We start from the raw sequence: 24,832 nt of genomic DNA on the forward strand, positions 1-24,832 counted from the left end.
ACTCCTTGCGTCAGGGTTCTTCGAAGGGCGTGCATGGATTGCCGAAAAGGCAGCCTTCACTATCCCCGCAATCGCAACCGGTCACTTGTATGCAGGTGCTGGGTTGGATCTCGGCATCAGGGTTGTATGATGCAACCCTGAGCCACAAGGCCGATCACTGGTTTGAGGGAGTACGTTGACGTGAAGCGCAAAAGCCTGCAAGGCAATGCCTGCCCGGTTGCCCGGACACTGGACCTGATCGGTGACTGGTGGTCGTTGCTGATCATCCGCGATGCGCTGGAGGGCATACGCCGGTTCAGCGATTTTCAAAAGAACCTGGATATCGCCAAAAACATGCTCAGTGCCCGCCTCAAGGCGCTGGTGGAGCAGGGCATCCTGCAAACAGTGCCGGCAGCCGATGGCGGCGCCTATAAGGAATATGTGCTGACCGAACGCGGCAAGGCCTTGCAGACCGTGATTGTCGCGCTGTCGCAATGGGGCGGCGAGTTTATGTACGAGCCGGGTGAGGCGGGATCAGTGATGGTCGATGCGAAGAATCGCCAACCGATCCGCAAGATTGAACTGAAGGCAGCGGACGGTCGCGTGTTGGCGGCGAACGAGGTGGCGACCCGATTCGGCGTCGAGCATTGAGCTAAAACAGCCAACACACCGACAGACGGACTGAACATAAGTTTGACGTCAAAATGATGGCCATCTAATATCGCGCCACTATATTGATATTGCAATCCGTCTCGAGGGATCGAACATGTGCCCACCCGCCCTCATGGCGAGGTTGTGCGTAGCTTTGCTGTGCCTGTCTCCGCTTCATTTTGCCTTCGCTGCAACCACCCCCGGTGATACCGACCTGATCCGTGATCGCCAGAATCGCCTGCTCGAAGAGCAGCAGCGGCGTCTCCAGGAACTCAAAGATCTGCCTGGCAAGGACATCAAACCCGTCCAGCCTGCAGCACCCACCGACACGCGGTGCTTCCCGATCAAGGGCATCGAGCTCAAGGGCGCCGACAGCCTTTCCGAGAGCGAAAAAAACCGCCTGCTCAAACCCTATATCGGTGAATGCCTCGGCGTGCCGCAGCTCAACGAGCTGCTCAAAGTCATCACCGATTACTACATCGAGAAAGGCCTGGTCACCAGCCGCGCCTACCTGCCGCAGCAGGATCTTTCCGCTGGCCATCTGAAGGTGCTGGTGGTCGAGGGCAAGCTCGAGGGGATGAAGGGGGCCGAGAACAGCAAGCTATCGGATCGCGAATTGGCCATGGCGTTTCCCGGCAAGTCGGGGGAATTGGTCAATCTGCGGGAAATCGAGCAGATGGTCGATCAGCTCAATCGCCTGCCCTCCAACCAGGCAAAAATGGAATTGGCGCCGGGCAAAAACGTCGGCGGCAGCGAAGTATTGGTCACCAACACGCCTCAGAAACCCTGGCGCGTAGGGCTGTCGCGTAACAACGACGGCCAGCGCAGCACCGGCGAACAGCAATGGAACACGACGTTCGACTGGGACAGCCCGCTGGGCCTGGCCGATCAGTTGAGCCTGCGCGGCGGTCACGATGCGATGACCGATCACCAGCACACCTCCAAAAACGCCATGCTCAATTACAACTTGCCGTTGGGCTGGTGGAACTTCAGTTACACCTACAGCCAGAGCGAGTACCGCTCGCAGATCGTCGCCAACCTCTTCAAGTTCAAGCAGACTGGCGACAGCGAAAACCATCAGTTGCGCGCTGAACGAGTGATCCACCGCGATTCCGTCAGCAAGACCTCGCTCAACGCTGGCCTCTCGTACTTGCGCACCAACAATTTCATCGAAGACAGCAAGCTCAAGTTGAGCAGCAACCGCATCAGTGAAGCGCAGTTCGGCTTCAACCATGGCCGCCGTGTCGGCAGTGCGTTCGTCAACTTCGACGCGGGCATGCAGGAAGGCATTGGCGCTTTCGACGCTCAGGGCAGCCACGATCCCGGCCCCGGTGAACCGAACGCGCGCTATCGCAAATACACCGCCACCTTGAGTTATTTGCAGCCGTTCAAAGTGTGGGGCGAGTCCCTCACGTTCAGCAGCCTGATGACCGGCCAGCGCAGCGAAGACGTGCTGTTTGGTCCGCAACGCACCAGCCTGGGTGGGTCGTCCTCGATCCGTGGCTACAAGGATCAATCGTTGTCCGGCGACAGCGGCGGTTACTGGCGCAACGATTTGCGCTGGTCGCGTCCGGTCACCCTTGAATGGTTGCAACCGGTGTTCTCCGAATACGGCACCAGCCTCGGTTACGACCAAGGCGTAATTCGTGGTGATCGCTACAACGGTGATCAGCACGGGCGTATGTCGAGCAACTCGCTGGACCTGTTCGCCCGCGGCAAGCACGTGTCCGCCGGCGTGACGTTTGCCCACTCCCTGGAACGACCTGACGCGCTGACCGAGCACGAAGCGCCGATCTATTTCCGCCTGGAATTCTTCCTCTAATACCTGCCTGCCCCGAGATTCTGAAATGGACATTCGTCATCTGAGCTTGCTCGCCGGCCAACCCTGCGCGGACGCTAAATCCCACGAGCAGTTTTGGGGCATGCCTAAACGTGGACTGGCGTTTCTGCTGGCGAACGTTATGTTTTGGCAACCGATGTGGGCGCAGGCCGACGGCATTGTGGTGGCTAACCCGAACACCTCGATGGATCGGGCGGGCAACGGCGTGCCGATCATCAACATCGCCACACCCAACGGCAGCGGGCTGTCGCATAACCAGTTTCACGATTACAACGTCGGAGCGCAGGGCGTCATCCTCAACAACGGTTCTGCGCAGACCACGGCCACGCAACTGGGTGGCCACATCGTCGGCAACCCGAACCTTAAGAACAGCGTTGCGGCGCAGGCGATTCTCAACGAAGTCATCAGTGGCAACCCGAGCCAGCTGCGCGGTTACACCGAAGTGGCGGGGCAGTCGGCGCGAGTCATCGTCGCCAACCCGTACGGCATCACCTGCAACGGTTGTGGTTTTATCAATTCGCCGCGCGTCACGCTGACCACCGGTAAACCGGTGCTTGATAGTGGGCGTCTGGATCGTTTTCAGGTTGACCAAGGCTCTGTGGCCATTGAAGGCGCCGGGCTTAACGCTACCAACGTCGACCGCTTCGAAATCATCACCCGCAGCGCGAAGATCAACGCTCAGCTTCAGGCGCAGAATCTGACGATTGTGGCCGGTCGCAACGACGTCAACGCGCAATCGTTGAATGCCACCGCGCGCGCCGAGGATGGCAGTGCGAAACCACAATTGGCGATCGACTCTTCTGCACTCGGCGGCATGTATGCCGGCGCGATCAAACTGGTCGGTACCGAGGCCGGGGTCGGCGTGAAGCTCGACGGCAAACTGATTGCCAGCGGCGGCGACATTCAGCTCGACGCCAATGGTCATCTCAGTCTGGCGGACACGTCAGCGACCGGTGCGCTCAACGTCAAAGCGGCCAGCCTTGACGCGCAAGGTCCGGTTTACGCCGGCACTGCGCTAAACGTGCAAACCCAAGGCAATCTGACTAATCGCCAGACTCTCGCGGCACGCGACAGCGTGGTGCTGAGTGCTGGTGGCCAACTGACCAACGTCGGCGCCATCGAAGCGGGCGTCAATGCCGACGGCAGCCGCAACGCCAGCGGTGATTTGAGCCTGACAGTGCAGTCTCTCGACAACACCGGCAAAAGCCTCGTCGCCAGCCGCAATCTGACGGTCAACACCGCGCAAACCCTGAACAACCAGGGCGGCACGCTCAGCGGCCAGACCACCACGATCACAGCGGGAATACTGGACAACCGCAGCGGCGATATTTCCAGTAGGGGCCTCACTCGTGTCATCGCCGGTACGGTGAATAATCGTAGCGGTGAGATCCTTGGCGATCTTGGGCTGAACATCGATCTCAGCGGCGCAATGGATAACCGTGACGGCGTTCTGGGTTCCGGTCAGTCGGTCAACTTCAAAGCGGCCAGCCTGGATAACCGCGAGGCCGGTGTGCTAGTCAGCGACGGCGGCCTGACGGTGCGTATTGGCGGCTTGCTCGACAACAGCAACAAGGGTGATATCTCGGCCAAGGGTGTCATTGATGTGCAAACCGGCAGCGTCAATAACCGCGACGGCAAAGTCATCGGTAAAAGCACCCTGGCACTGCGCAGCGATGTTGCCGATAACCGCGCCGGGGTGATTCAGGCCGACCAGCAACTGACGCTGAATATCGGGCAACTCGATAACCGTGAGAAAGGTGTCGTCAGCGGAAAGGCTGGCATTAATTACACCGGCACGCGTCTGGATAACAGCGGCGGCTTGATCAGCGCGGTCGGCCCGGTCAGCCTCACACTTGGCGAAGTCCAGAATGCTGTCGGGCGGATTTCCAGTCAGAACGACCTGGCCGCCACGATTGGTCTGCTGCAACAGCAGGGCGGCGCCCTCGTCGCGCAAGGCAACCTGAGCCTGACCGGCAAGACGCTCGATAACCGTAACGGCGGGTTGGTCGGTACCACGAAAGCGCTGACCTTGAATGTCGACGAGATCGACAACCGCAATGGCGAAATCTCCAGCAGCCTGCTGATGAACATCAAGGGCCAGCGGCTGGATAACAGCGACAGTGGCAAGATTCTCGCCGGCAGTGATCTTGGGCTTACGGTTGCCAAACTGATCAACCAGAGCACAGGTTTGATCACCGCCAAAGGTGCGACCACTTTGACCGGCGGCACGCTGGACAATAGCGGCGGCAACTTCAACAGCCTCAAAGGTCTGGTGATTACGCTCGATGATGCGCTGATCAATGCTCAAGGATTTATCAGCAGTGAAGGCACGCTGACCCTCAAAGCCGGGCGTGTCGATAACAGTGCTGGCAGCCTGAGCAGCGCCGGTAACCTGCACATTACCAGTGCTGGTATGTTGCTCAATCGGGCCGGTTCGCTCAGCACCAATAATGAGCTGACGCTCAACAGCACCCGCCTCGATAACAGCGAAAAAGGCCTGATTTACGCTAAAGGCAACAGCCGAGTCGATACCGGCAATCTCGACAACAGCCAAGGCGGGAAACTGACCGGCGAAGCGTCCCTGACGCTCAAAGCTGCTCAAGTCAACAACGCCACCGGCCGTATCGCCAGTCAGCAGGCACTGGATGTTTCAGTCACTGGGCTCGATCAACAAGGCGGCGAACTGTTCAGCAAATCCAGTTTGACCCTTGATCTGAACAACGGTCAGTTGAACAATCAGAAAGGTTTGATCAACGCCCCCGGCACGCTGCTGCTGAAAAACCTCAACGGCGTGAACAACCAGGGCGGTGAAATCTCCAGTCAGCAAGCGTTCGAGATCGCGGCTCATGACCTGGACAACAGCGACGGCAAACTGATCAGTCAGCAGGGTTTGACGCTGCGTATTGCACAGGCGTTGAACAACGTCAAAGGCACTCTTTCCGGCACATCGCTGGACAGCCATAGCGACAGCCTCGACAACCACGAGGGCCTGATCAGCAGTCGCGGCGAGATGTTGCTGACGACCGACAAGACGCTGGATAACCAGCTCGGCACGGTCATTGCCGACGGTCAACTAACGCTCACCGCTGATGTTCTGGATAACACCAGTGGCAGCATCGCCGGTAAAACCGACGCCGTCGTCAACGCAAAAAAAATCGACAACCAGAAAGGCAAATTAATCGCCACTGGTGCGCTCGAGGTGAACGCCGATGTACTCGATAACCGTCAGGCGGGCCTGCTCGGTGCGACAAAAGCGCTGACCCTCACGGTCGATGATCTGGACAACCGCGGCGGCGAAATCTCCACCAACAGCGATCTGCAAATCAGCGGTAAAAAACTCGACAACAGTGACGCGGGCGAAATTTACAGCGGCAATGCGTTGATCCTGACTGTCGATGAACTGATCAACCGCAACAAAGGCCTGATCAGCGCCAATACGCAATTGACGTTGCAAGGGCAGTCGCTCGACAACAGCGGCGGCGAGTTGCTCAGCCAGCAAGGTATGCGCCTGACCCTAAGCGGCGCATTCGATAACACCAAGGGCAACGTCAGCAGCGAAGGCGTGCTAAACGTCAAGACAGCGCAACTGACCAACGTGCAGGGCAGTCTTTCCAGCGCTGAGGATTTGACCCTCGACAGCGACGGCAGCGTCGACAATCAGGACGGTAAAGTCGTCACCGATGGCGCGCTTGTGCTCAACAGCGGCAGCCTTGATAACCGCCAAAAAGGCACACTCAGTGGTAAAGGTGCAGTCACCGTCACCACTGGCGCCTTCGATAACAGCAGCGGCACGCTGAGCAGCGCCGACACCCTGAACCTCGTTGCAGGGCAGGTCACCAACAGCGATGCCGGCAGCATTGGCAGCCAGGGCGCGTTGACGGCATCGGTCACCGGTCTCGATCAACAGGGCGGCAAGTTGTTCAGCATGACTCGCCTGAGTCTGGACCTGAACAACGGCCAATTGAACAACCAGAACGGCGTGATCAATGCGCCGGGCACTTTACTGCTCAAACAACTCAACGGCGTCAACAACCAGGGCGGTACGATTTCCAGCAAGGAAGCGTTCACCCTTACCGCACAGAGCCTGGATAACAGCAACGGCAAGCTCCTGAGTGATCAGGGTCTGATTTTGCGCATCGCCAACGCGCTGGATAACGTCAAAGGCATCATCGGTGCCGCGTCCCTGGATGTGCACGCCGCCAGCGTGAATAACAGTGGCGGCCGTCTCGTTAGCCGAGGCGACCTGGACCTTACCGTCGATGGCTTGCTGCGCAACGATGACAACGCCCTGATCAGTGCAGCGCAAACGCTGCACATCGACAGTGCTGAACTCAACAACCGTGACAGTGGCTTAATCATCAGCGAAGGCAACCTGACGCTGACGGCGACCGATCTTGATTCCAGCAACAAAGGTGAAGTTTCGGCCAGCGGCGACATCGATCTGAAGCTGACGTCGTTGAGCCAGAACGGTGGTCGCCTGATGGGCGACAAATCCGTCACCATCGATCTCGCCAATGGCGACCTCAATAACCAAAACGGATTGCTCACCGCCAAAGGCCCGCTGACCCTCAAGCGTCTGCGCGACCTCAATAACCAGAGCGGCGAAGTTTCCAGCAACCTGGGTTTTGATCTCATCGCCCGAGCCGTCAACAACACCTCCGGCAAAATCATCAGCGGCGAAAAACTGCTGTTGCGCGGCACGAGCCTGATCAACCAGAAAGGCTTGATGTCCGGCTGGCAGGGGCTCACGGTCAACGGCGACAGCCTGGACAACCGCGACAGCGGCACGCTGTCCAGCAAGTCCGCTGATGTGACGGTCGACCTCAAAGATGCGCTGCTCAACAGCGGCTCAGGCGCGGTGGTCGCGCAGGGCAGTCTGAACATCAAGGCTGGTAGCCTCGACAACAGCAACAAGGGCAATCTGAGCAGTGGAACAGGGCAGACGCTGACACTCGCTGGCGCGCTCAATAACAACCAAAGCGGACTGATCGCCAGTGGCGCAGCGCTGGATATTGTCAGCACTGCGTTCACCAACGTCGGCGGCGCCATCAATGCGCAACAGGCCATCAATGCCACGGCTTCGCGCCTGGACAACAGCGGTGGAGAGATCGCCGGTAACGGCGCGATCACCCTCAACCTGAGCGGCCAACTGAACAACAACGCCGGCAAACTGGCCGGTGCCGGTCCCGTGCTGATCAACGGTGTGACTGACCTCATCAACCAGAACGGCCAACTCGCCAGCCAGAAAACTTTGGAGGTGCGCACCGGCTCGCTGGACAACAGCAACAAGGGCACCGTCGCCGCCAATGACCAGTTGAAAATCACCGCAACGGGTACTGTAAAAAACAGTGCCGACGGCTTGATCTACAGCCAGAAGGCCGATGTTAAACTGAAAGCGGCAAGTTTGCTTAACGGTAAAGGCGCAATCCAGAGCGAAACGGCGCTGACCCTTGAAGTCGCTGGCGACTTCGATAACCAGAGCGGCAAAGTCATCGCGCAAAACGGCGACGTCTTCGTCAAGGCTGCCAACATCGATAACCGTGGCGGCACGCTCTCCAGCATCAAAGGCGCGCTGGAGGCGCGTACGGTTGGTGTGTTGCGCAACGGCTTCGACCTGAACAACAACCGTCAGGGTGGCATCATTCAGGCGCAGAGCCTGACGCTGACGGCATTGGCCGGCCTGAACAACAATGGCGGGCGGATTTCGGCACAGGCGGCAGATGTGAGTATCACCACCGCGGCGCTGGATAACGGCAATGGCGTGCTCTATGCGAAAGGGTTGTTGGGCGTTACTGGCGCAAGCCTGAACAACGCCGGCGGAAAAATCGCCGCCAACCGTATCGACTTCGGTCTCAGTGGTGCGCTGAGCAACAACGCAGGTGTCATCGAAAGCGATACTCAACTGACCGTAAAAGCGGCCAGTGTCGACAACCAGAACGGGCGCCTGCGCTCTCTGGGCAACACCGGCAAGACCCTGTTCCAGATCGGCGGTTTGCTCGATAACCGCAACGGCGTGCTGGAAACCGCAAACATTGACATGACCCTTGCCGTTGGCGGCTTCCTCAACGCTGGCGGGCAACTCAACCATGTCGGCCGCGGCACGTTCGACATCTCCACCGCCAATGTCGTCGGCGCCGGCGGCAGCATCGTCACCGGTGGCCTGCTGGAACTCAATGCCGACACCTGGAGCAACTCCAACGTGATTCAGGCCGGTCGCCTGAACGTCAACGTCGGGCAATTCAGCCAGACCGCCAGCGGCAAATTGTTGGCTTCCGATTCCCTGCAGATCCGTGGCGGCAACTGGACCAACGATGGCTTGATCGCCAGTGATGGCACCCTCGATATGCAAATCGGCGGCACCTATGCCGGCAGCGGCCGTTTGACCAGTCAGCGTGGGGCTTATCTTTCCGTCGCACAGATGAACGTCGCGGCGGGCGGCAGTTTCGCGGTAGGCGCAACGTCGACCGTCAATGTCGGCGGGCAATTGACCAACTCCGGGCGCATGACCTCCAGCGAAGACCTGACGATCAATGCGGGAAGCGTTACCAACTACGGCACCCTGGGCGCGGCGCAGAACCTCATCATCAACACACCTTCGTTGCTCAACGATCGCGGGCTGATTTTCAGCGGCAACAACATGACCCTCGGCGTCAGCATGCTGACCAACCAGCACGGTGATTTCTACGGTCTGGGCGATGTGGTGATGGGCGGGTATAGCGGCGCGGCACGGGCAGCAGGGGTGTACAACATCTCCGGCTCAATGGAGAGCGGGCGTGGGTTCACGCTCAGTGCCGATGTGTTCGAGAACCGTACCGAAGGACCGACGGCATCGGTTGAGCGCAAATTGATCTCCGGGTTGATTGCAGCCAGCTGTGGGGACTGCGTTGGCGGCACCTTTAACAACTTCCTCGCCAGCCGCGAGACTTACCAATTCTTCGACACCGATACCAGCGCCTCGGCGATGTTCAACGTCGGCAAGGATTTTACGTTCACAGGTGGCACGTTCCTCAACAGCAAAAGCACGGTAGCAGCGGGCGGCAACATCACCATCACCGCTGACAGCTTGGAGAATATCGGTGCCAAGAGCGGGACCGTTGAAGTAACGCGTCAGTACAACTTCGAGATGGGCACTGGCACCACGGCGCAATTCATGGCCAACGTGATCATGCCGTACAACCAGCGTAACAACCCCGATTTCCCGTTTGTGTACTACGTCATCGCGCCGGAAGGTCTGATCCGTAAAGCGATCGCCAAAACCGTGGGCAATGGCATCGTCATCGTCGACGCCGAGACGGGTGAAAACGTCGGTAGTCGCAAATATGGCCGGGCCATGTCTGGTTATACCGCGGGCTTTGAAACCTCAACGCCATCGATGTATGACCCGAATAATTTGCTCGCCTTACCGAGCGAACTGGCGCCTTACCAGAGCCGCGTTGCATCCGAAAACCCGGTTAACAGTACCGGTACTGCTGATACCAACAACTCGCGCAACGCAGTGATTCAGGCAGGCGGCAACGTCTCGATCACCGCCACCCGGGAAGTTGCGAACGGCGTTATCCATCAGGACTACAGCTCGACCGGTGGCACCAACAAAGTTGCTGATACCGCGGTCGGAAACAGCGGCACTGTCGTTGTGCGCATCAACAGCCAACTGCCGCCGAACCTTGCACAACAGCAAGTCAATCCGTTGAGCCTGCCTGGCTTCTCTCTGCCGACGGGCGAGAATGGTTTGTTTCGTCTGAGCGGGCAGGGCACCAGTGGCGCCGCAGCCGGCAACACCGGGCCAGCACCGACCTGGACGGTCGGCAGTGAGGCGGTGAATGCCCAGGACCATATGGTTGCCGCCAGCAGCGGCGGGCCGCGCAACCTGTTCATTGACGCCCCTGCGCCGGTGTCCGACAGTACCCGCGCAGTGGACAAGTTCAACCGCACCCCAAGCATGGTTAACGCCGTCGCCACCACGGTCGACGTCAATGTGCCGGTGAACTCCGCAGGCCCGGGCAAGCCCAACCGCGGCAACGACATGAAAGAGTCGATCGACACCCGTCCGGTCACTCGTGTCACCGGCCTGCCAGACACCACGGCGCCCTCAAACCCGCACAAATACCTGATCGAAACCAACCCGGTACTCACCGACCTCAAGTCGTTCATGAGTTCCGATTACCTGCTGGAAAAACTCGGCTACAACCCCGACCAAAGCGCCAAACGTCTGGGCGATGGCCTCTACGAACAGCGCCTGATCCAGCAAGCCGTGACCGCGCGCACCGGTCAGGCGTTCCTTGATGGCCAGACCTCCAACGAGGGCATGTTCAAGTACCTCATGAACAATGCCATCGCCAGCAAGGACGCACTTAACCTGTCGGTCGGCGTCGGTCTCACGGCGCAACAAGTCGCCGCGCTAACCCACGACATCGTCTGGCTCGAAGAGCATGAAGTAAACGGCGAAAAAGTGCTGGTGCCGGTGGTTTATCTGGCGCAGGCCAGCGGCCGTCTCGGCCCGACCGGTGCGCTGATTGCCGGTAATGATGTGACGCTGATTGCCGGGGAAAACCTGGATAACGTCGGCACGTTGAAAGCGACCAATAATCTGTCGGCAACGGCAGGAAAGGATCTGGTCAACAGCGGTTCGATCGAGGCGGGCAATCGTCTGGATCTGCTGGCGACCAATAACATCGTCAACAAGGCTGGCGGCATCATTGCCGGCAAGGACGTCAGCCTGACCACCCGCACGGGCGATGTGATCAACGGGCGGACTATCACTTCGTTGGACGACCAATACGGCTCTGTCACCCGGCATCAGGACTTTGCCGATAACGCCGCCCGGATCGAGGCCGCCAACGACCTGACCGTGAAAGCGGCGAAGGACATTAACGTCATCGGTGGCGTGATGAAGAGCGGCCAGGACATGGTCTTGAACGCCGGTCGCGACGTTAACGTGGCCTCTGTGCAGATCAACGACAGCGCGTCGCTAGGCTGGAGGGGAGCCGTCAGCAGTGTCACGCAATTGGGCGCTGATATTGATGCCGGGCGTGATTTCAAGGCGGATGCCAAGCGTGACATCAGTGTGATTGCCAGTGAGATTGATGCCAAGCGCGATGTGTCGATGTCGGCGACTGAGAACATGTTGATCAGCTCGGCGGCGGATGAAGAACACTCGCTATCGAAGAGCAAGAAAGTCACCCGTCAGGAAGACCATGTCAGTCAGGTCATGTCCGGCATTACGGCGGGTGGCGATGTGTCGCTGTTCGCTGAGCAAAACCTCGCCGTCGTTTCCAGTCGTGTCACCGCTGGGGATGAAGCCTATCTGGTGGCAGGCGACCGCCTCGATATCCTCGCTGCGCAGGATACCGATTACTCGCTGTATGACATGAAGAAGAAGGGAAGCTTCGGTAAAAAGAAAACCAAGCATGATGAAGTCACTGATGTGAAAAACATCAGCAGCGAAATCACCTCCGGCGCCAGCATGGTGCTCGCCAGCGGTGGCGATCAGCATTACCAGGCAGCCAAGCTCGACAGCGGAAACGACCTGATCATCAGCAGTGGCGGAGCCGTCACTTTTGAGGGCGTGAAGGACCTGCATCAGGAAAGCCACACAAAAAGTAATACCAGCCTGTCCTGGAACTCGATGTCGGGCAAAGGAAAAACCGACGAGACCCTGCGCCAGAGCCAATTGGTAGCCAAAGGGCAATTGGTGATCAATGCGGTTGACGGCCTGAACATCGATATAAAACAGATCAACCAGAAATCGATCAGCCAAACCATTGATGTCATGGTCCAGGCAGATCCACAACTGGCGTGGCTGAAAGATGCCGAGAAGCGCGGTGACGTGGACTGGAAACTGATTAAGGAAACCCACGACTCGTTCAAATACAGCAGTTCGAGCCTCGGTCAGGGCGCCATGTTGGCGATCATTATTATCGTCACTGTGCTGACGGCCGGCGCCGCGAGTGCGGCAGTGGGAACTGCCGCCAGCGCTGCGGCGGGATCAGGGACAGCCATGGCAGCTGCGGGCACGGCAACCGCATCGGCAGTTGCCGGTGGTGCTGCAGTCGGCTCTACCGTTGCCGCGGGGTTAGGGAACGTGATGGCCTCTGCGGTGTTGACCTCCATGGCCAGCGCCGCCGCCGTTAGTACGATCAATAACAAAGGTAACGTGGGAGCAGCCTTCAAAGACGCCTTCTCTTCTGAGAACCTCAAAGGCTATGTGCTAGCAGGCGTCACCGCGGGCATCGCTGCACAGTTTGGCTTTAACCCTACAGAGTTGACGTTAGATTCGGCCGGTGCCAAGGCAGTGACAACCAAGATTGCAGCGGACACCGTGGCCAAAACGGCAATTATGGGAGGTAGCCTGACGGATAATTTGGTCGACGCTACGGTAGGGGCAGGGATCAGTATTGGCGGGGCCCTTGGGGCCAGCAAGATCGGTGATGTAACTCTGTTTGAAAACGGCAAGTTGACGAAATTCGCGATGCACGCGGCTCTCGGCGGCCTGATGGCTGAGGCCATGGGCGGCGACTTCCGTACGGGGGCTCTAGCTGCGGGGGCAAATGAAGCGGTCGTAGATTTCCTGGCTGACAAGTTGTTACCGGTAGGTGTGGATAGAAATAGCCTCGAGTACCAGCAAGGGATCAGCAAGTTGCTGGCTGCGTCACAACTAATTGGTGTTTTAACGGCGGCTGTAACGGGGGGGGATGCATCGTCAGCCGCTGCAGTTACGGCCAACGCAACGCAATACAACAACCTCGACCACCCATCTGCTGAAAGGTTACTTGAAGAACTTCAAGGTTGTCGGGTTACCGCCGGCTGTAGTTCAGAAAATATTCGCGAGATTATTGCGCAATACGAAGATTTATCCACCACGCGTTCGATGGCAATCAATGCCTGTGATAGCAGAGCATGTGTAGACTCGATTCAAAAAAGTGCCGTTTCATTAGAAGCGCCGGTGGCCAAGGATTTGATGGCGTTCTTGCGCCAGCATGTTTCCTACGATATGGCCGGACTCCTCACCGGGAATCCAGGAAGTATTGCCGTTCCATCGCAAGGGGTCGACGGTTGGGGAGCTCTGTTTACTTCGGACAAACAAATGGCTTTTGCGAAGAACCTAAAGGAAGGTTGGCTGACGCAGAGTGAGTTGGCAGGTGTCGATCAGTGGGTCAAGGAAACCAGTTGGCTTAATCCACAGTCTGGACAACAGCTGTCTCTAGAAGAGCGGGCAACGTTGCTGACTGAGCTCAAGTTCACGCTGGGAATGGCCATCCTAGGCAAAAGCCCGATCAGTGCAGGTAGTGGCGGTCCAACGACTACCCGTGTAAAAATTGAGCCTGTGTACAAAACTAACGCTGAGGCTCAGCAGGCGGCAAAAAAACTGGGATTTGAAAAAATAAACGAGACAATCCACGGTGGTCAGGCAATATTCAAGAAGGGTAATTATTATATTACTCGAGACATCGCTGGGCATGTTGGTGGTGCATGGAAGATGGCAGACTCTGTCAAGTCACTTGGAAGTAAAAAGACTAGGTCAGGGACTTATGACATAAACTTAAATCGTATTGGAGATTGACATGAACGATAAAAACAATCCCGTTTGGATTGGCCGGGGGAAAACTATTAAGCAGCTTATATCGGAGCTCCAATCGTTCGAGAATCAAAATTTGTTAGTTGAATTGTCAACGGATGATGGTGTGACTACAAAATCGATTAATTTGGTTGTCAAATCTGGAGATGCTTGTGTGTTGATAAGTTGCAGTTCGTAGAGAATAAGTGGGGGCGCGTTTAGAATGATTTGATAAACGTAGTCTGTCCTCCTTTTTTTTGGGTGAAAAACAGTATCTCATTGACTAATGTAAAGTCGCTGAATGAGCTTTGTTTTTTTCTGACGCGAATACGCATATGTGGAAGTTATTCGTATTGGCTCGGAAAATGTGCTTTTCAGTTACAATTACTGATGGCGCTGGCGGAGTATTCGCATTCTGGGGGGGGCGAATATAGTCATGGTTTTTTATAACGTAGGCGCTTTGAAAGTACGAGAATTTGGTGGTGGCTTGGCACAGTTCATGGATTTTCGCGTCTCGATAGTTGAGGGCGGACTGGATCGCATTCGCTTTAAGCTAGTTGAGGAGGAAGACGAAAAAATATATTTTAAGTTTCATGCCTTTGAATTGCTGAACGACGATCATTGCATCATCGAATAAGGCGTGGAAGCCAGATTACGAAATCGATGCTCGTACCTGTGTAAGAGAAACGCCCCGTATAAGTCGGGGCGTTTTTATTTGTTCTTTACGGTTTTCTCCAAAATACACTCACCGAAACACCGGCACCACGTGCTTGATAAACAACGCCAACGACTTCTTCTTCTCTTCATGCGGCAGACTGTTATCACACCAGAAACTAAACTCATCCACCCCCAGCTCCTGGTAGTACTTGATCCGCGGAATAATCTCCTCCGGCGTACCAATCATCGCGGTCTTGTGCAAACTCTCCAGCTCAAACTCCGGACGCCCTGCGAACTTCTCCTCCGGACTCGGCGCGAGAAAGCCGTTCACCGGCGTTTCCTTGTTACCGAACCACGCATCAAACGTGCGGTAAAACCGCGAAATCGCTTTCGCCCCGACTTTCCAGCCTTCCGGGTCATCTGCGGTGTGCACGTGGGTATGACGCAGGACCATCAATTGCGGGCGCGGCACGTCCGGGTTGTTATCCAACGCAGTCTGGAATTTGTTCTTCAGGTCGAGAACTTCTTCATCGCCTTTCATCAATGGCGTGACCATCACGTTGCAGCCGTTGGCGACGGCGAAGTTGTGTGAGTCCGGGTCGCGGGCGGCGATCCACATCGGTGGATTGGGCTTCTGGATGGGTTTCGGCACGCTGGTGGAGGTGGGGAATTTCCAGATGTCGCCGTCGTGGGCGTAGTCGCCTTTCCATAGGGCGCGGACCACCGGAACCATTTCCCGCAGGGCTTGGCCGCCGCTTGATGCGGGCATGCCGCCGGCCATGCGATCGAATTCAACCTGATAAGCGCCACGGGCGAGGCCGACTTCCATGCGGCCGTTGCTGATGACGTCGAGCAACGCGCATTCACCGGCGACCCGCAGCGGGTGCCAGAACGGCGCGATGATGGTGCCGGCGCCGAGGTGGATGGTGGTGGTTTTGGCTGCGAGGTAGGCCAGCAGCGGCATCGGGCTCGGCGAAATCGTGTATTCCATGGCGTGGTGTTCGCCGATCCACACGGTGCTGAAGCCACCGGCCTCGGCCATCAGGGTCAGTTCGGTGAGGTCTTCGAACAGTTGGCGGTGGCTGACGCTTTCGTCCCAGCGTTCCATGTGTACGAACAGGGAAAATTTCATGACGCTTCCTCGGATTTTTTGTTGTTGCGGCCGCAAAACTGCAGGAGCGAGTCTGCTCGCGTTGGCGTCGTGTCAGTCGCCATCTGCTTGCCTGTAACACCGCTTTCGCGAGCAGGCTCGCTCCCACATTTGATCTGCATGAGTCTGGAGGTTTTGATCAGGCCAGGACGGGCAGGGCGCCCATTTTGCCGTGGCAATACACCAGCGGTCCGGCGCACTGTTCGGGCACGATCAGGTTCTTCACCGCACCGACCATGATCGCGTGGTCGCCACCTTCGTATTCGCGCCACAACTCGCACTCGATCACCGCTGTCGCGTTGGCCAGAATCGGATTGCCCAGCTCGCTCAATGTCCACTCGATGCCCTGTGCCTTGTCCTTGCCTTTACGGGCGAAGGCGTAGGCCTCGCTTTGCTGACCACCGGACAGAACATGGATCGCGAAGCGTTTGTTCTTGATCAGTACCGGGTAGGAATCGGAACTGTAGTTGGGGCAGAACAGCACCAGAGCCGGATCGATCGACAGCGAACTGAAGGCGCTGGCGGTCAGACCGACGATCTGACCGTCGTCGTCCAGGGTAGTGATGACGGTTACGCCGGACGGGAACGAGCCCATGACTTGTTTGTAGATGGCGGCATCGATCATTGGGCAGTCCTCGGGTGTTGTGATGCGATTATTATGTATTTGTTGGTCTGATGGTATACCAGTATTTGTTCTTTGCAAGGGCTTTTAAGCGGATCCGATAAGCGTGGCTTTTGCGTCGAAAAGCCGATGTCCAACGGGGTTTGAATAGTCGCGAAGTGGGTGAATCGAGTACGAACAATGCCCAGCCATTCACCGGCTACTTTTGTTTGCGCATAACAGTGGTCATTCAAATTGGCCATATCGATCCCCTTTTGGCCCATCGCCCACTGTGATCCATCTACGCGGTCAGCAAGAATCAAAGCCACAACGAAACGCCAGACCTTTTTACCCTTGGCTATCTTTAGCCACTGCCGTGTACAGAACATAAAAACCATCGAACTCACGTCGCTTTTTGGGAAAACAACCATGGTCACGATGAAACGTATTCTGGGTGCCACCGTTTGTGGACTGACGCTGCTGGCCAGCGCGGTCCAGGCTGAGCAGCGCGAACTGCGGGTGTATAACTGGGCGGATTACATCCTGCCGGCGGTGCCCAAGGATTTCGCAGCGCAAAGCGGCATCAAAGTGACCTGGGACACCTTCGACACTAACGAATCCCTGGAAGCCAAACTGCTGACCGGTAACTCCGGTTACGACCTCGTGGTGCCGTCGAACCAGTTTCTCGAGACCCAGATCAAGGCCGGTGTGTTTCAGAAACTCGACAAGTCGAAGTTGCCCAACTGGAAGCACCAGGATCCGGAGTTGTTGAAGCTGCTGGGCAAGAACGATCCCGGCAACCAGTACGGCGTTCCCTACATGGTCGGTACTGTGCTGATCGGCTTCAACCCGGCCAAGGTCAAGGCGGCGCTGGGCGAGAATGCACCGGTGGACAGCTGGGATCTGGTGTTCAAGCCCGAGAACATGGAAAAGCTGAAATCCTGCGGTGTGGCGATGCTTGATTCGCCGACGGAAATTCTGCCGCTGGCCCTGCATTATCTGGGCCTCGACCCGAACAGCCAAAACCCCGCCGACTACGAAAAAGCCAAAGAGCTGATGCTCAAGGTTCGTCCTTACGTAACCTACTTCCACTCCGCCAAATACATGACCGACATCGCCAACGGCGACATCTGCGTAGCCATCGGTTACTCCGGCAGCTTCTATCAGTTCGGCAATCGCGCGAAAGAGTCGGGCAATGGTGTCGTGGTCGACTGGCGCCTGCCGAAGGAAGGCGCGCCGATCTGGTTCGATACGTTCGCGATTCCGAAGAGCGCGAAGAACGTCGCCGAGGCTCATGAGTTTCTCAACAACCTGCTTGACCCGAAGGTCATCGCGCCGATCAGTGATTTCCTCGGTTACCCGAATGCGAACAAGGATTCGATGGTGTTGATCAACAAGGAAATCACTGGCAACCCGAACCTGACGCCGACCCCCGAGGCGCTGAAAACCCTTTACGTCGTCCAGCCGTTACCGCAAAAAGTCGAGCGTGTACGCACCCGGGTCTGGACCAGCATCAAATCCGGTAATTGATAGCACACAATCCTGTGGGAGCGAGCCTGCTCGCGAATGCGGTGGATCAGCCAACATAATCGTTGAATGACACGACGCCTTCGCGAGCAGGCTCGCTCCCACGGGGTTTCAGGGGGACTGGTTTTCCGGCGCTTTGCCCTTCGTCGTGATCAGGCTCAGCAGCACCGACCCGAAAATCACCCCACCCACCACCGCCAACGACCATTCCACCGGCATGTGGAACCACGGCATCAATGTCATCTTGCCGCCGATAAACACCAGCACGATCGCCAAACCGTACTTGAGCAGGTGGAAGCGGTCGGCCATGTCCGCCAGCAGAAAGTACAGCGCCCGCAGGCCCATCATCGCGAAGATGTTCGAGGTGAAGACAATGAACGGGTCAGTGGTGACGGCGAAGATCGCCGGGATGCTGTCGACCGCGAACATCAAGTCGCTGGCCTCGATCAGTACCAGCACCAGAAACATCGGCGTGGCCCAGCGCACGCCGTTTTGTAGGACAAAAAACCGTTCGCCATGAAAGCCGCTGGTAATCCGCATATGCCCGCGCACCCAGCGCAATAAAGGGTTTTTCTCCAGATCCGGTTGCTGATCGGCAAAGATCAGCATCTTGATACCGGTGATGATCAGGAACACCCCGAACACGTACAGCAGCCACTCGAACTGCGACACCAGCCACACCCCGGCAAAAATCATCACCGCGCGCATCACGATCGCCCCGAGTACGCCGTACAGCAGCACCCGACGCTGTAATTCCGGCGGCACGGCGAAGTAGGTGAAGATCATCACGAAGATGAACATGTTGTCGATCGACAGCGACTGCTCGATCAGATAACCGGTGAGGAATTCCAGGGTTTTCTGTCGGGCGATTTCGCCGCCGAATTCGCCGTTCAGATACCACCACAGCAGCCCGGCGAAGCTCAGCGCCAGCAAGCACCAGGCAATAACCCATGCCGAGGCTTCCCGCACTGAAACCCGATGCGCCTTGCGCCCGCCGAACACAAAAAGGTCCAGTGCCAACATCGCAAGTACGAAGACGATGAAGGCGCCCCACATCCACGGTTCGCCGATATTGATGTTCGTTTCTGGCATGTCACGCTCCCTTTTTCTGGTTGTATCAGGGTCAGACGAGGCCATGCTAGCGACGTGTTTGGGCGAAAGAAAAATCGTTTATTTCTGGTTTAGAGTTCGTAAATAACGAAGTGTCGAGCCATGGCTTGGCTCCGGCCGGTGCCCGATTACCCCGGTGGTGTAAATGTCGTGATCCTGCACTTTCAGTGATGAGCGCCGACGCGCTGGCAGAGTTAACAGCCTGGGCGGTAACATGCCATTAAAGGGGAGTGAGCATTTAAAGAGGAGGGAAGTAGCTGCCAAACACAGCGAGAGATAACGTTCTCGTTTGGCATTTGTTGTTCTTTAATATCTAACAATCTGCTTTAAACAGGGCCGGTTGCCCGAAGAAATAACTTCCCGTTCTCTACTTTGTATACTTCGCCTTCATGGACTATTTCATAGTTGAATGTTGCTTCGATTGTTTTGTCTGCTTTATTTTGCTTCAGCGTGATCTGGCCATTTTGTCCTGAAAGAATCGGACTGAAATTGACCGGTGTCACGAAGTGGGCTCGGGCTTTGCTGCCGCTTCCTTCCTGCAATTCGTGCGTGCCGTCCTCAATGTCGCGTTCCAATATAAAGCCTGCTTGATAAAACATTCCTGGCGTGTTGTGGCGCGCAATGATACTAATTGTATCTAATGACAATGAAGCATAGATGTATTGGTTGGGAGCGAATTCAGGCATTTGAGGGAAACCAGGCGAAAGCGTCAGCTTGAAATACTCCTCTTGTGTGATTTTTTTATGCGCGGTTGGCACGGGCTTCAGCGTTTTATCGACGCCGAGTTCGGTAAAATAGTCAAGCTTGCTCATGATGTCAGATCCTTTAGTCATGGATTTTTAATTTGACGGTGTTTGCCAAATGGAGCCATCAACAGTTCGTACGCTACATATTCGATATGCGCTGGACAACTGTAAGATCTGACAGTTGACAGGTTATAAAAATGTAGTGGGAAAGTTTCACTGGTAAGTCAATGACTTGGTTTCTCGACAGCGAAACCTAGCGAAAAAACTCCCCCGGCGTCTCCCCAAACTGCTGGCGGAACGCTGCAATAAACGCCGACGTCGAGTCGTAGCCGCAGGCCAGCGCGACGTCGGTGACGCGTTCGCCTTTTTCCAGTGGCGTCAGCGCTCCGAGCAAGCGCAAGCGTTGGCGCCAGGCGCGGAAGGTCAGGCCGGTGTCGCGCAGGAACAGGCGCGTGAGGGTTTTTTCGGTGACACCGAACTTCTCGCTCCAATGGCTCAGCGTGGTCTGCTGTTCGGGATGTTGCTCCAGGCTCTGGTAGATCTGCCGTAAACGCGCGTCTTGCGGTAGCGGCAACATCAGGTCGATCTGTGGCGCTTCGGCGAGTTGATCGAGGATCACCTGGGCCAGCCGTCCGTGTGGGCCGGATTGATCGTATTCCACGGGAACCTGGCTGAATGCGCGGATCAGTTCACGCAGCAAGTCGCTGACACCGAGCACATGACAGTGCTCAACAGCCCAACCGGCAACGCTGCAATCGATATACAGACTGCGCATTTCGGTGTGTGGCGAACTGAATACCCGATGCGGCACGCCGGCCGGAATCCATACAGCACGCTCAGGCGGCGCAACGAAGCGTCCGGCACTGGTCTGGACCTCAAGCACCCCTTGAATGGCGTACGACAATTGCACCCACGGATGGCTGTGGCGGCGGGTCAGTGCGCGATTGGGCAGGGATTCAGTGCGTCCGTACAACGGGCGCGGAAGGCTGGGCAGCCCGGGAATGCTGCGCCGAATACTTTTGATATGTCCTTTAGGCGGCATCTGCAGGCTCTTCGGCGTTAGTCGGTAATTGCCGCTCACGTTAGAGTCGTCGGCACGCACTGGCAACCCCCGGATGAACACACCATGACGCGCCCAAGATTCCTGCCCGACAACTTCACCCTGACGCTGATCGGCGTCGTGCTACTGGCGAGTTTTCTACCTGCCAGCGGTCAGGTCGCGGTCGGTTTCGGCTGGCTGACCAACATCGCCATCGCGCTGCTGTTTTTCCTCCACGGCGCCAAACTCTCCCGTGAATCGATCATCGCCGGTGCCGGTCACTGGCGCCTGCATTTGCTGGTGTTCGGTCTGACCTTCGTGCTGTTCCCGCTGCTGGGGTTTGCCTTGAAACCGCTGCTGTCGCCGCTGATCGGCGACACGTTGTACATGGGCATGCTTTACCTGTGCGCGTTACCCGCAACGGTGCAATCGGCGATTGCCTTCACTTCGCTGGCGCGAGGCAACATTCCTGCGGCGATTTGCAGTGCGGCGGCATCCAGCCTGTTCGGGATTTTCCTCACTCCGTTGCTGGTGACGCTGCTGTTGGACGTCCATGGTGACGGCGGTTCGACCCTCGATGCGATCCTGAAAATCAGCATGCAGTTGCTACTGCCATTCATCGTGGGTCAGATTGCCCGTCGCTGGATCGGCGCGTGGGTAGGGCGCAACAAGAACTGGCTGAAGTTTGTCGATCAGGGTTCGATTCTGCTGGTGGTTTACGGCGCGTTCAGCGAGGCAGTCAACGAAGGCATCTGGCATCAGATCCCGCTGATCGAGTTGCTCGGGCTGGTAGTGGTCTGCTGTATTTTGCTGGCACTGGTGCTAGTGGCGGCGACGTTGCTGGGCAAGGCCTTTGGTTTCAATCAGGAAGACCGCATCACCATTCTGTTCTGCGGCTCTAAAAAGAGCCTGGCCACCGGCGTGCCGATGGCTCAGGTGTTGTTTGCCGGCAGCACCATTGGCGTGCTCATCCTGCCGCTGATGCTGTTCCATCAGATTCAATTGATGGTTTGCGCGGTGTTGGCGCAGCGCTATGCGAAACGGCCGGAGTCGGTGCCGGAGTTGATGGCGCAGGTCGATCCATAACCCCACACCGTCACCTGTAGGAGCTACCGAAGGCTGCGATCTTTTGATGTTGGTTTTTAAAGACAAGCTCAAAAAATCGCAGCGTGGCGGCAGCGCCTACAGAGTTCCTGCATATTTCACCGCAGCGGCCGCCCGTGAGGGCACGTTGAGCGTGCGTAGTAAAGAAGACACATGAATGCGCACCGTGAACGGAGAAATATCCAGTTCGCGAGCGATTTCCTTGTTGGTCTTGCCCTGGGCGATCAAGCGCAGGACGTCTTGCTGACGGGGTGTGAGCGGGGTGCCGGTCTCCAGCGGCAACAGCCCTGACGGCGCAAACTTCACCAGCACCTCGCCTTCACGAATCGCCAGAATCGCCTGACCGATGTCGGCCGGGGCAATGTTCTTGCCGATAAAGCCGTCAATGCCGACGGCCATGACGTCACGGATCAACGCTTCATCATCGACCATCGACACCACAATCAGCGTGCTGCGCGGCAAGCGCTGGCGCAGTTCGGCGAGCTGGCTGACGCCGGTCAGTCCGGGAAAGCGCAGATCCAGTATCAGTGTGTCCGGCTCTTCACCCAGTGCCAGCAGCGCCCGCACCGCGTCCAGATCGCCGGCTTCGTCGATGACGGCTTCGGGCAGCAATCGCTGAACCGTGCGCAGCATCGCCTCACGAAACAGCGGATGATCGTCGGCTATGATAATTCGGCATGTCATGGCATGTCCCTCCCTGGGTCAGGCATTGCTCAAGGCTTGCACCTTAGCACCGGGCGCGATCGTTGCCTGTAGGCTGCTTCCGAATCTGACGATTGCTGCACAAGGACGTTTACCATGAAGTTCGAGAAAAATACCGAACTCGACCAGGCCAATCTGCGCATCATCATTGCCAGTATTGCCGTGGTTTACATGCTCGTATTGGGTTTTTTGCCGGGCGAGCGCTTCGATACGTATCTACCGGTGATCACCTACATCATCGTGTTTCTGCTGGCTTCTATCGGGTTACGCCAGGCAATTGTGCGCTGGCCGGGGCATTACCCGGCACGGCGGATTTTCGCCATTGTCCACGATTACACCGGCACCTGCTTTGGTCTGGTGGTGGGAGGCGAGGCGGCGTTGCCGCTGTATGCGGTCATCATTTGGGTCAACCTCGGCAACGGCATGCGTTATGGCTCGCGCTATCTGGCGATTGCCACGGCCCTGGCGTTGCTGGCGCTGCTGTGTGTCTATCGCCTGACCCCGGTGTGGCAGGCGCAACCGTTCATGGTGTTGATGCTGATGATCACCAGCACGGTGATCCCGTTTTACGCCCATCTGTTGCTGGAGCGCACGCGCAAGGCGTCGGAAGAAGCAGTCGCGGCCAATCTGGAGAAGTCGCGGTTTCTCGCGCAGGCCAGTCATGACTTGCGTCAGCCGATTCACTCCATTGGACTGTTTACCGCGTGTCTGCGCGAGTCGCGGCTGGGTGACGAGGAGCGTCGGCTGGTGGACAACATCGACCGTTCGCTGCTCAACGTGTCGCAGCTGTTTCGGTCTATTCTCGACCTGTACACCCTTGATAACGGACGGGTGTTGCCGAAGCTGCAAACCATCAACTTGCACGAATGGCTGACCGAACTGATTCACCAGAACGCCGAAGCTGCGCGCTGGGCTGGCGTGGACCTGCGCTTGCGCCCCTGTAAATACTGGGTGCGCACCGATCCGGTACTGCTGGCGACCATGGTGCAGAACGTGCTTTCCAATTGCTTCAAATATGGCGCGCATCGGCCGGTCCTGATCGGCGTGCGTCGGCGCGGGGCAGGGCTGGCCATCGTGATTTATGACCGCGGCAATGGTATCGCCGAGGAGCATTTGCCAAAGGTGTTCGAGGAGTTCTATCGGGTGCGGCAAGTGCGCGACAAGGATGTCGAGGGTGTGGGGTTGGGCCTGTCGATCGTCAAGCGACTGGGGCAATTGATCGGTGTGAGTGTTGCTTTGCGTTCGCGGCTTGGGCGGGGCACGGCGGTGACCTTGTACGGATTGCCGATCGCCGCGCCGCCGCCATCAACGGTCAATCGTGATGAGGTGCGCCAGGTCGGTTTGCTGACCGGGTTGAAGGTGTGTCTGGTTGAGGATGATCGCAACGTGCTGCTGGCGACGTCAGCATTGCTGGAGCGCTGGGGCTGTGTGGTTCAGGCCGAGTGTGCGGCAGCGTATCTGGTCACCGACTGCGACATCATCGTCGCCGACTATGACCTCGGCACCCATGCCACCGGCATCGAATGTATCGATGAAGTGCGCCGGCAGAGAGGCTGGGCTGTGCCGGCGATGATCATCACCGGGCATGACATCGAAAAAATACAGGCGGCCTTGCACGACCGCCAAATTGCCATCCTGTCCAAACCCGTGCGCCCGGCCGAGCTGCGCGCGACCTTGCGGGCACTGCGCGACCGGCAACCGGAGTCGCTCGAGCAGGCTTGACTCAGCGCTTGCAGAGATAATCCTGAGTGATAGTGGTTTGCAGGCAGTTGTATTGACCCATGGTGCGGCAGATATTTTTCTCCGAGCCGGTGACCTCGGCGTTTTTGTAGCCCCAGGTCTTGCAGCGTTGCGAGGCGACAGTCAGACCCTGTTCGGCGCTGGTCTGGCCGCTTTCGAACTGGCCCAGTTCATAGGAGACCTGGACGACGCCATCGTTTTTGCTGCCGCCGGTGGCTTCCCATTGTTTCGGGGTGGCGCAGCCGCTGAGGACAAGTGTGGCAACGGCCACAACGCCGAACTTGCTGAGGTGTGCATGCAGTTTCATGGTGTTTCTTCCTTGGTGTTGTTCTGATTTCCACGCGCAATGATCCTGCACACCGCCAAGTGGCAGTGTTGAGAAGCATCGGGGGGTGCGAGGAATATAGCGCCGGGGGGCGGAGCGGTCGATTA

At 57.3% G+C, this 24,832-nt stretch carries 15 protein-coding genes; 7 read left to right on the forward strand and 8 right to left on the reverse strand.

The genetic code is table 11. From position 1 onward, the window contains the following. Nucleotides 1–180 precede the first annotated feature (180 nt). The 4 genes from AB4P92_RS27805 to AB4P92_RS27820 all read left to right on the forward strand — a co-directional run bounded on the left by AB4P92_RS27805 (nt 181) and on the right by AB4P92_RS27820 (nt 14,661). Nucleotides 181–630 (forward strand): helix-turn-helix domain-containing protein, encoded by a 450-nt coding sequence (locus AB4P92_RS27805; protein WP_042559542.1) that lies wholly within the window; start codon nt 181–183, stop codon nt 628–630. Between the two features lie 115 nt (nt 631–745). Beyond that, nucleotides 746–2,452: a ShlB/FhaC/HecB family hemolysin secretion/activation protein gene (locus AB4P92_RS27810; RefSeq protein ID WP_395598496.1), complete on the forward strand. Its 1,707-nt coding sequence runs from the start codon at nt 746–748 to the stop codon at nt 2,450–2,452. Between the two features lie 25 nt (nt 2,453–2,477). Next, the gene (locus AB4P92_RS27815) at nt 2,478–14,030 is read left to right on the forward strand and encodes a toxin C-terminal domain-containing protein (protein WP_395598497.1); all 11,553 of its coding nucleotides are present in this window, start codon (nt 2,478–2,480) and stop codon (nt 14,028–14,030) included. A 430-nt stretch (nt 14,031–14,460) separates the two neighbouring features. Further along, entirely contained in the window at nt 14,461–14,661 is a 201-nt protein-coding gene (locus AB4P92_RS27820; protein ID WP_261737330.1) for a hypothetical protein, read from the forward strand. Between the two features lie 108 nt (nt 14,662–14,769). On the opposite strand, the gene AB4P92_RS27825 is transcribed toward AB4P92_RS27820, so the two are convergent. From AB4P92_RS27825 to AB4P92_RS27835, 3 genes are all read right to left on the reverse strand, one after another. After that, nucleotides 14,770–15,813, reverse strand: a complete 1,044-nt coding sequence (locus AB4P92_RS27825; protein ID WP_261737329.1) for an LLM class flavin-dependent oxidoreductase — start codon at nt 15,811–15,813, stop codon at nt 14,770–14,772. 157 nt (nt 15,814–15,970) lie between these two features. After that, nucleotides 15,971–16,456 carry a flavin reductase family protein gene (locus AB4P92_RS27830; protein WP_047301703.1) on the reverse strand — a complete coding sequence of 162 codons (486 nt, stop codon included), beginning with the start codon at nt 16,454–16,456 and terminating at the stop codon, nt 15,971–15,973. Then, a complete protein-coding gene (locus AB4P92_RS27835) occupies nt 16,453–16,869 on the reverse strand; it encodes a hypothetical protein (protein WP_261737328.1) in 417 nt (138 codons plus the stop codon). The genes AB4P92_RS27830 and AB4P92_RS27835 overlap by 4 nt, the downstream gene beginning before the upstream one ends. Here AB4P92_RS27835 and AB4P92_RS27840 point away from each other — a divergent pair. After that, nucleotides 16,862–17,962, forward strand: a complete 1,101-nt coding sequence (locus AB4P92_RS27840; protein ID WP_042559538.1) for a polyamine ABC transporter substrate-binding protein — start codon at nt 16,862–16,864, stop codon at nt 17,960–17,962. The genes AB4P92_RS27835 and AB4P92_RS27840 overlap by 8 nt on opposite strands. A 108-nt stretch (nt 17,963–18,070) precedes the next feature. On the opposite strand, the gene AB4P92_RS27845 is transcribed toward AB4P92_RS27840, so the two are convergent. The 3 genes from AB4P92_RS27845 to AB4P92_RS27855 form a co-directional block, all read right to left on the reverse strand. Then, the gene (locus AB4P92_RS27845; protein WP_395598498.1) at nt 18,071–19,051 is read right to left on the reverse strand and encodes a TerC family protein; all 981 of its coding nucleotides are present in this window, start codon (nt 19,049–19,051) and stop codon (nt 18,071–18,073) included. Nucleotides 19,052–19,395: 344 nt separating this feature from the next. Next, nucleotides 19,396–19,881, reverse strand: coding sequence for a hypothetical protein (locus tag AB4P92_RS27850; RefSeq protein WP_395598499.1), 486 nt, complete (start codon nt 19,879–19,881; stop codon nt 19,396–19,398). 187 nt (nt 19,882–20,068) lie between these two features. Then, nucleotides 20,069–20,857: a helix-turn-helix domain-containing protein gene (locus tag AB4P92_RS27855; RefSeq protein WP_115147325.1), complete on the reverse strand. Its 789-nt coding sequence runs from the start codon at nt 20,855–20,857 to the stop codon at nt 20,069–20,071. 84 nt (nt 20,858–20,941) lie between these two features. Here AB4P92_RS27855 and AB4P92_RS27860 point away from each other — a divergent pair, with 84 nt between their 5' ends. Next, on the forward strand, nt 20,942–21,940 hold the full coding sequence (locus AB4P92_RS27860; RefSeq protein ID WP_261735680.1) for a bile acid:sodium symporter family protein: 999 nt from the start codon (nt 20,942–20,944) through the stop codon (nt 21,938–21,940). A 96-nt stretch (nt 21,941–22,036) separates the two neighbouring features. On the opposite strand, the gene AB4P92_RS27865 is transcribed toward AB4P92_RS27860, so the two are convergent. Then, nucleotides 22,037–22,642 (reverse strand): response regulator transcription factor, encoded by a 606-nt coding sequence (locus tag AB4P92_RS27865; RefSeq protein ID WP_047301697.1) that lies wholly within the window; start codon nt 22,640–22,642, stop codon nt 22,037–22,039. 114 nt (nt 22,643–22,756) lie between these two features. Here AB4P92_RS27865 and AB4P92_RS27870 point away from each other — a divergent pair, with 114 nt between their 5' ends. Beyond that, the gene (locus AB4P92_RS27870; protein WP_395598500.1) at nt 22,757–24,382 is read left to right on the forward strand and encodes a hybrid sensor histidine kinase/response regulator; all 1,626 of its coding nucleotides are present in this window, start codon (nt 22,757–22,759) and stop codon (nt 24,380–24,382) included. Between the two features lies 1 nt (nt 24,383). Here AB4P92_RS27870 and yecR read toward each other — a convergent pair whose 3' ends face one another. Continuing rightward, nucleotides 24,384–24,707 (reverse strand): YecR family lipoprotein, encoded by a 324-nt coding sequence (gene yecR / locus AB4P92_RS27875; protein WP_200616617.1) that lies wholly within the window; start codon nt 24,705–24,707, stop codon nt 24,384–24,386. Nucleotides 24,708–24,832 lie beyond the last annotated feature (125 nt).

It is taken from the genome of Pseudomonas sp. A0308 (assembly GCF_044218815.1).
Taxonomy (GTDB): Bacteria; Pseudomonadota; Gammaproteobacteria; order Pseudomonadales; family Pseudomonadaceae; genus Aquipseudomonas; species Aquipseudomonas iridis.

Excerpts from the sequence above, each read along its gene's own strand:
- AB4P92_RS27845 (WP_395598498.1), bottom strand. The coding sequence starts at position 19,051 with ATGCCAGAAACGAACATCAATATCGGCGAACCGTGGATGTGGGGCGCC.
- AB4P92_RS27850 (WP_395598499.1), bottom strand. The coding sequence starts at position 19,881 with ATGAGCAAGCTTGACTATTTTACCGAACTCGGCGTCGATAAAACGCTG.
- AB4P92_RS27840 (WP_042559538.1), top strand. The coding sequence starts at position 16,862 with ATGGTCACGATGAAACGTATTCTGGGTGCCACCGTTTGTGGACTGACG.
- AB4P92_RS27820 (WP_261737330.1), top strand. The coding sequence starts at position 14,461 with ATGGTTTTTTATAACGTAGGCGCTTTGAAAGTACGAGAATTTGGTGGT.
- AB4P92_RS27830 (WP_047301703.1), bottom strand. The coding sequence starts at position 16,456 with ATGATCGATGCCGCCATCTACAAACAAGTCATGGGCTCGTTCCCGTCC.
- AB4P92_RS27815 (WP_395598497.1), top strand. The coding sequence starts at position 2,478 with ATGGACATTCGTCATCTGAGCTTGCTCGCCGGCCAACCCTGCGCGGAC.
- AB4P92_RS27860 (WP_261735680.1), top strand. The coding sequence starts at position 20,942 with ATGACGCGCCCAAGATTCCTGCCCGACAACTTCACCCTGACGCTGATC.
- AB4P92_RS27870 (WP_395598500.1), top strand. The coding sequence starts at position 22,757 with ATGAAGTTCGAGAAAAATACCGAACTCGACCAGGCCAATCTGCGCATC.
- yecR (WP_200616617.1), bottom strand. The coding sequence starts at position 24,707 with ATGAAACTGCATGCACACCTCAGCAAGTTCGGCGTTGTGGCCGTTGCC.
- AB4P92_RS27855 (WP_115147325.1), bottom strand. The coding sequence starts at position 20,857 with ATGCCGCCTAAAGGACATATCAAAAGTATTCGGCGCAGCATTCCCGGG.
- AB4P92_RS27810 (WP_395598496.1), top strand. The coding sequence starts at position 746 with ATGTGCCCACCCGCCCTCATGGCGAGGTTGTGCGTAGCTTTGCTGTGC.
- AB4P92_RS27825 (WP_261737329.1), bottom strand. The coding sequence starts at position 15,813 with ATGAAATTTTCCCTGTTCGTACACATGGAACGCTGGGACGAAAGCGTC.
- AB4P92_RS27865 (WP_047301697.1), bottom strand. The coding sequence starts at position 22,642 with ATGACATGCCGAATTATCATAGCCGACGATCATCCGCTGTTTCGTGAG.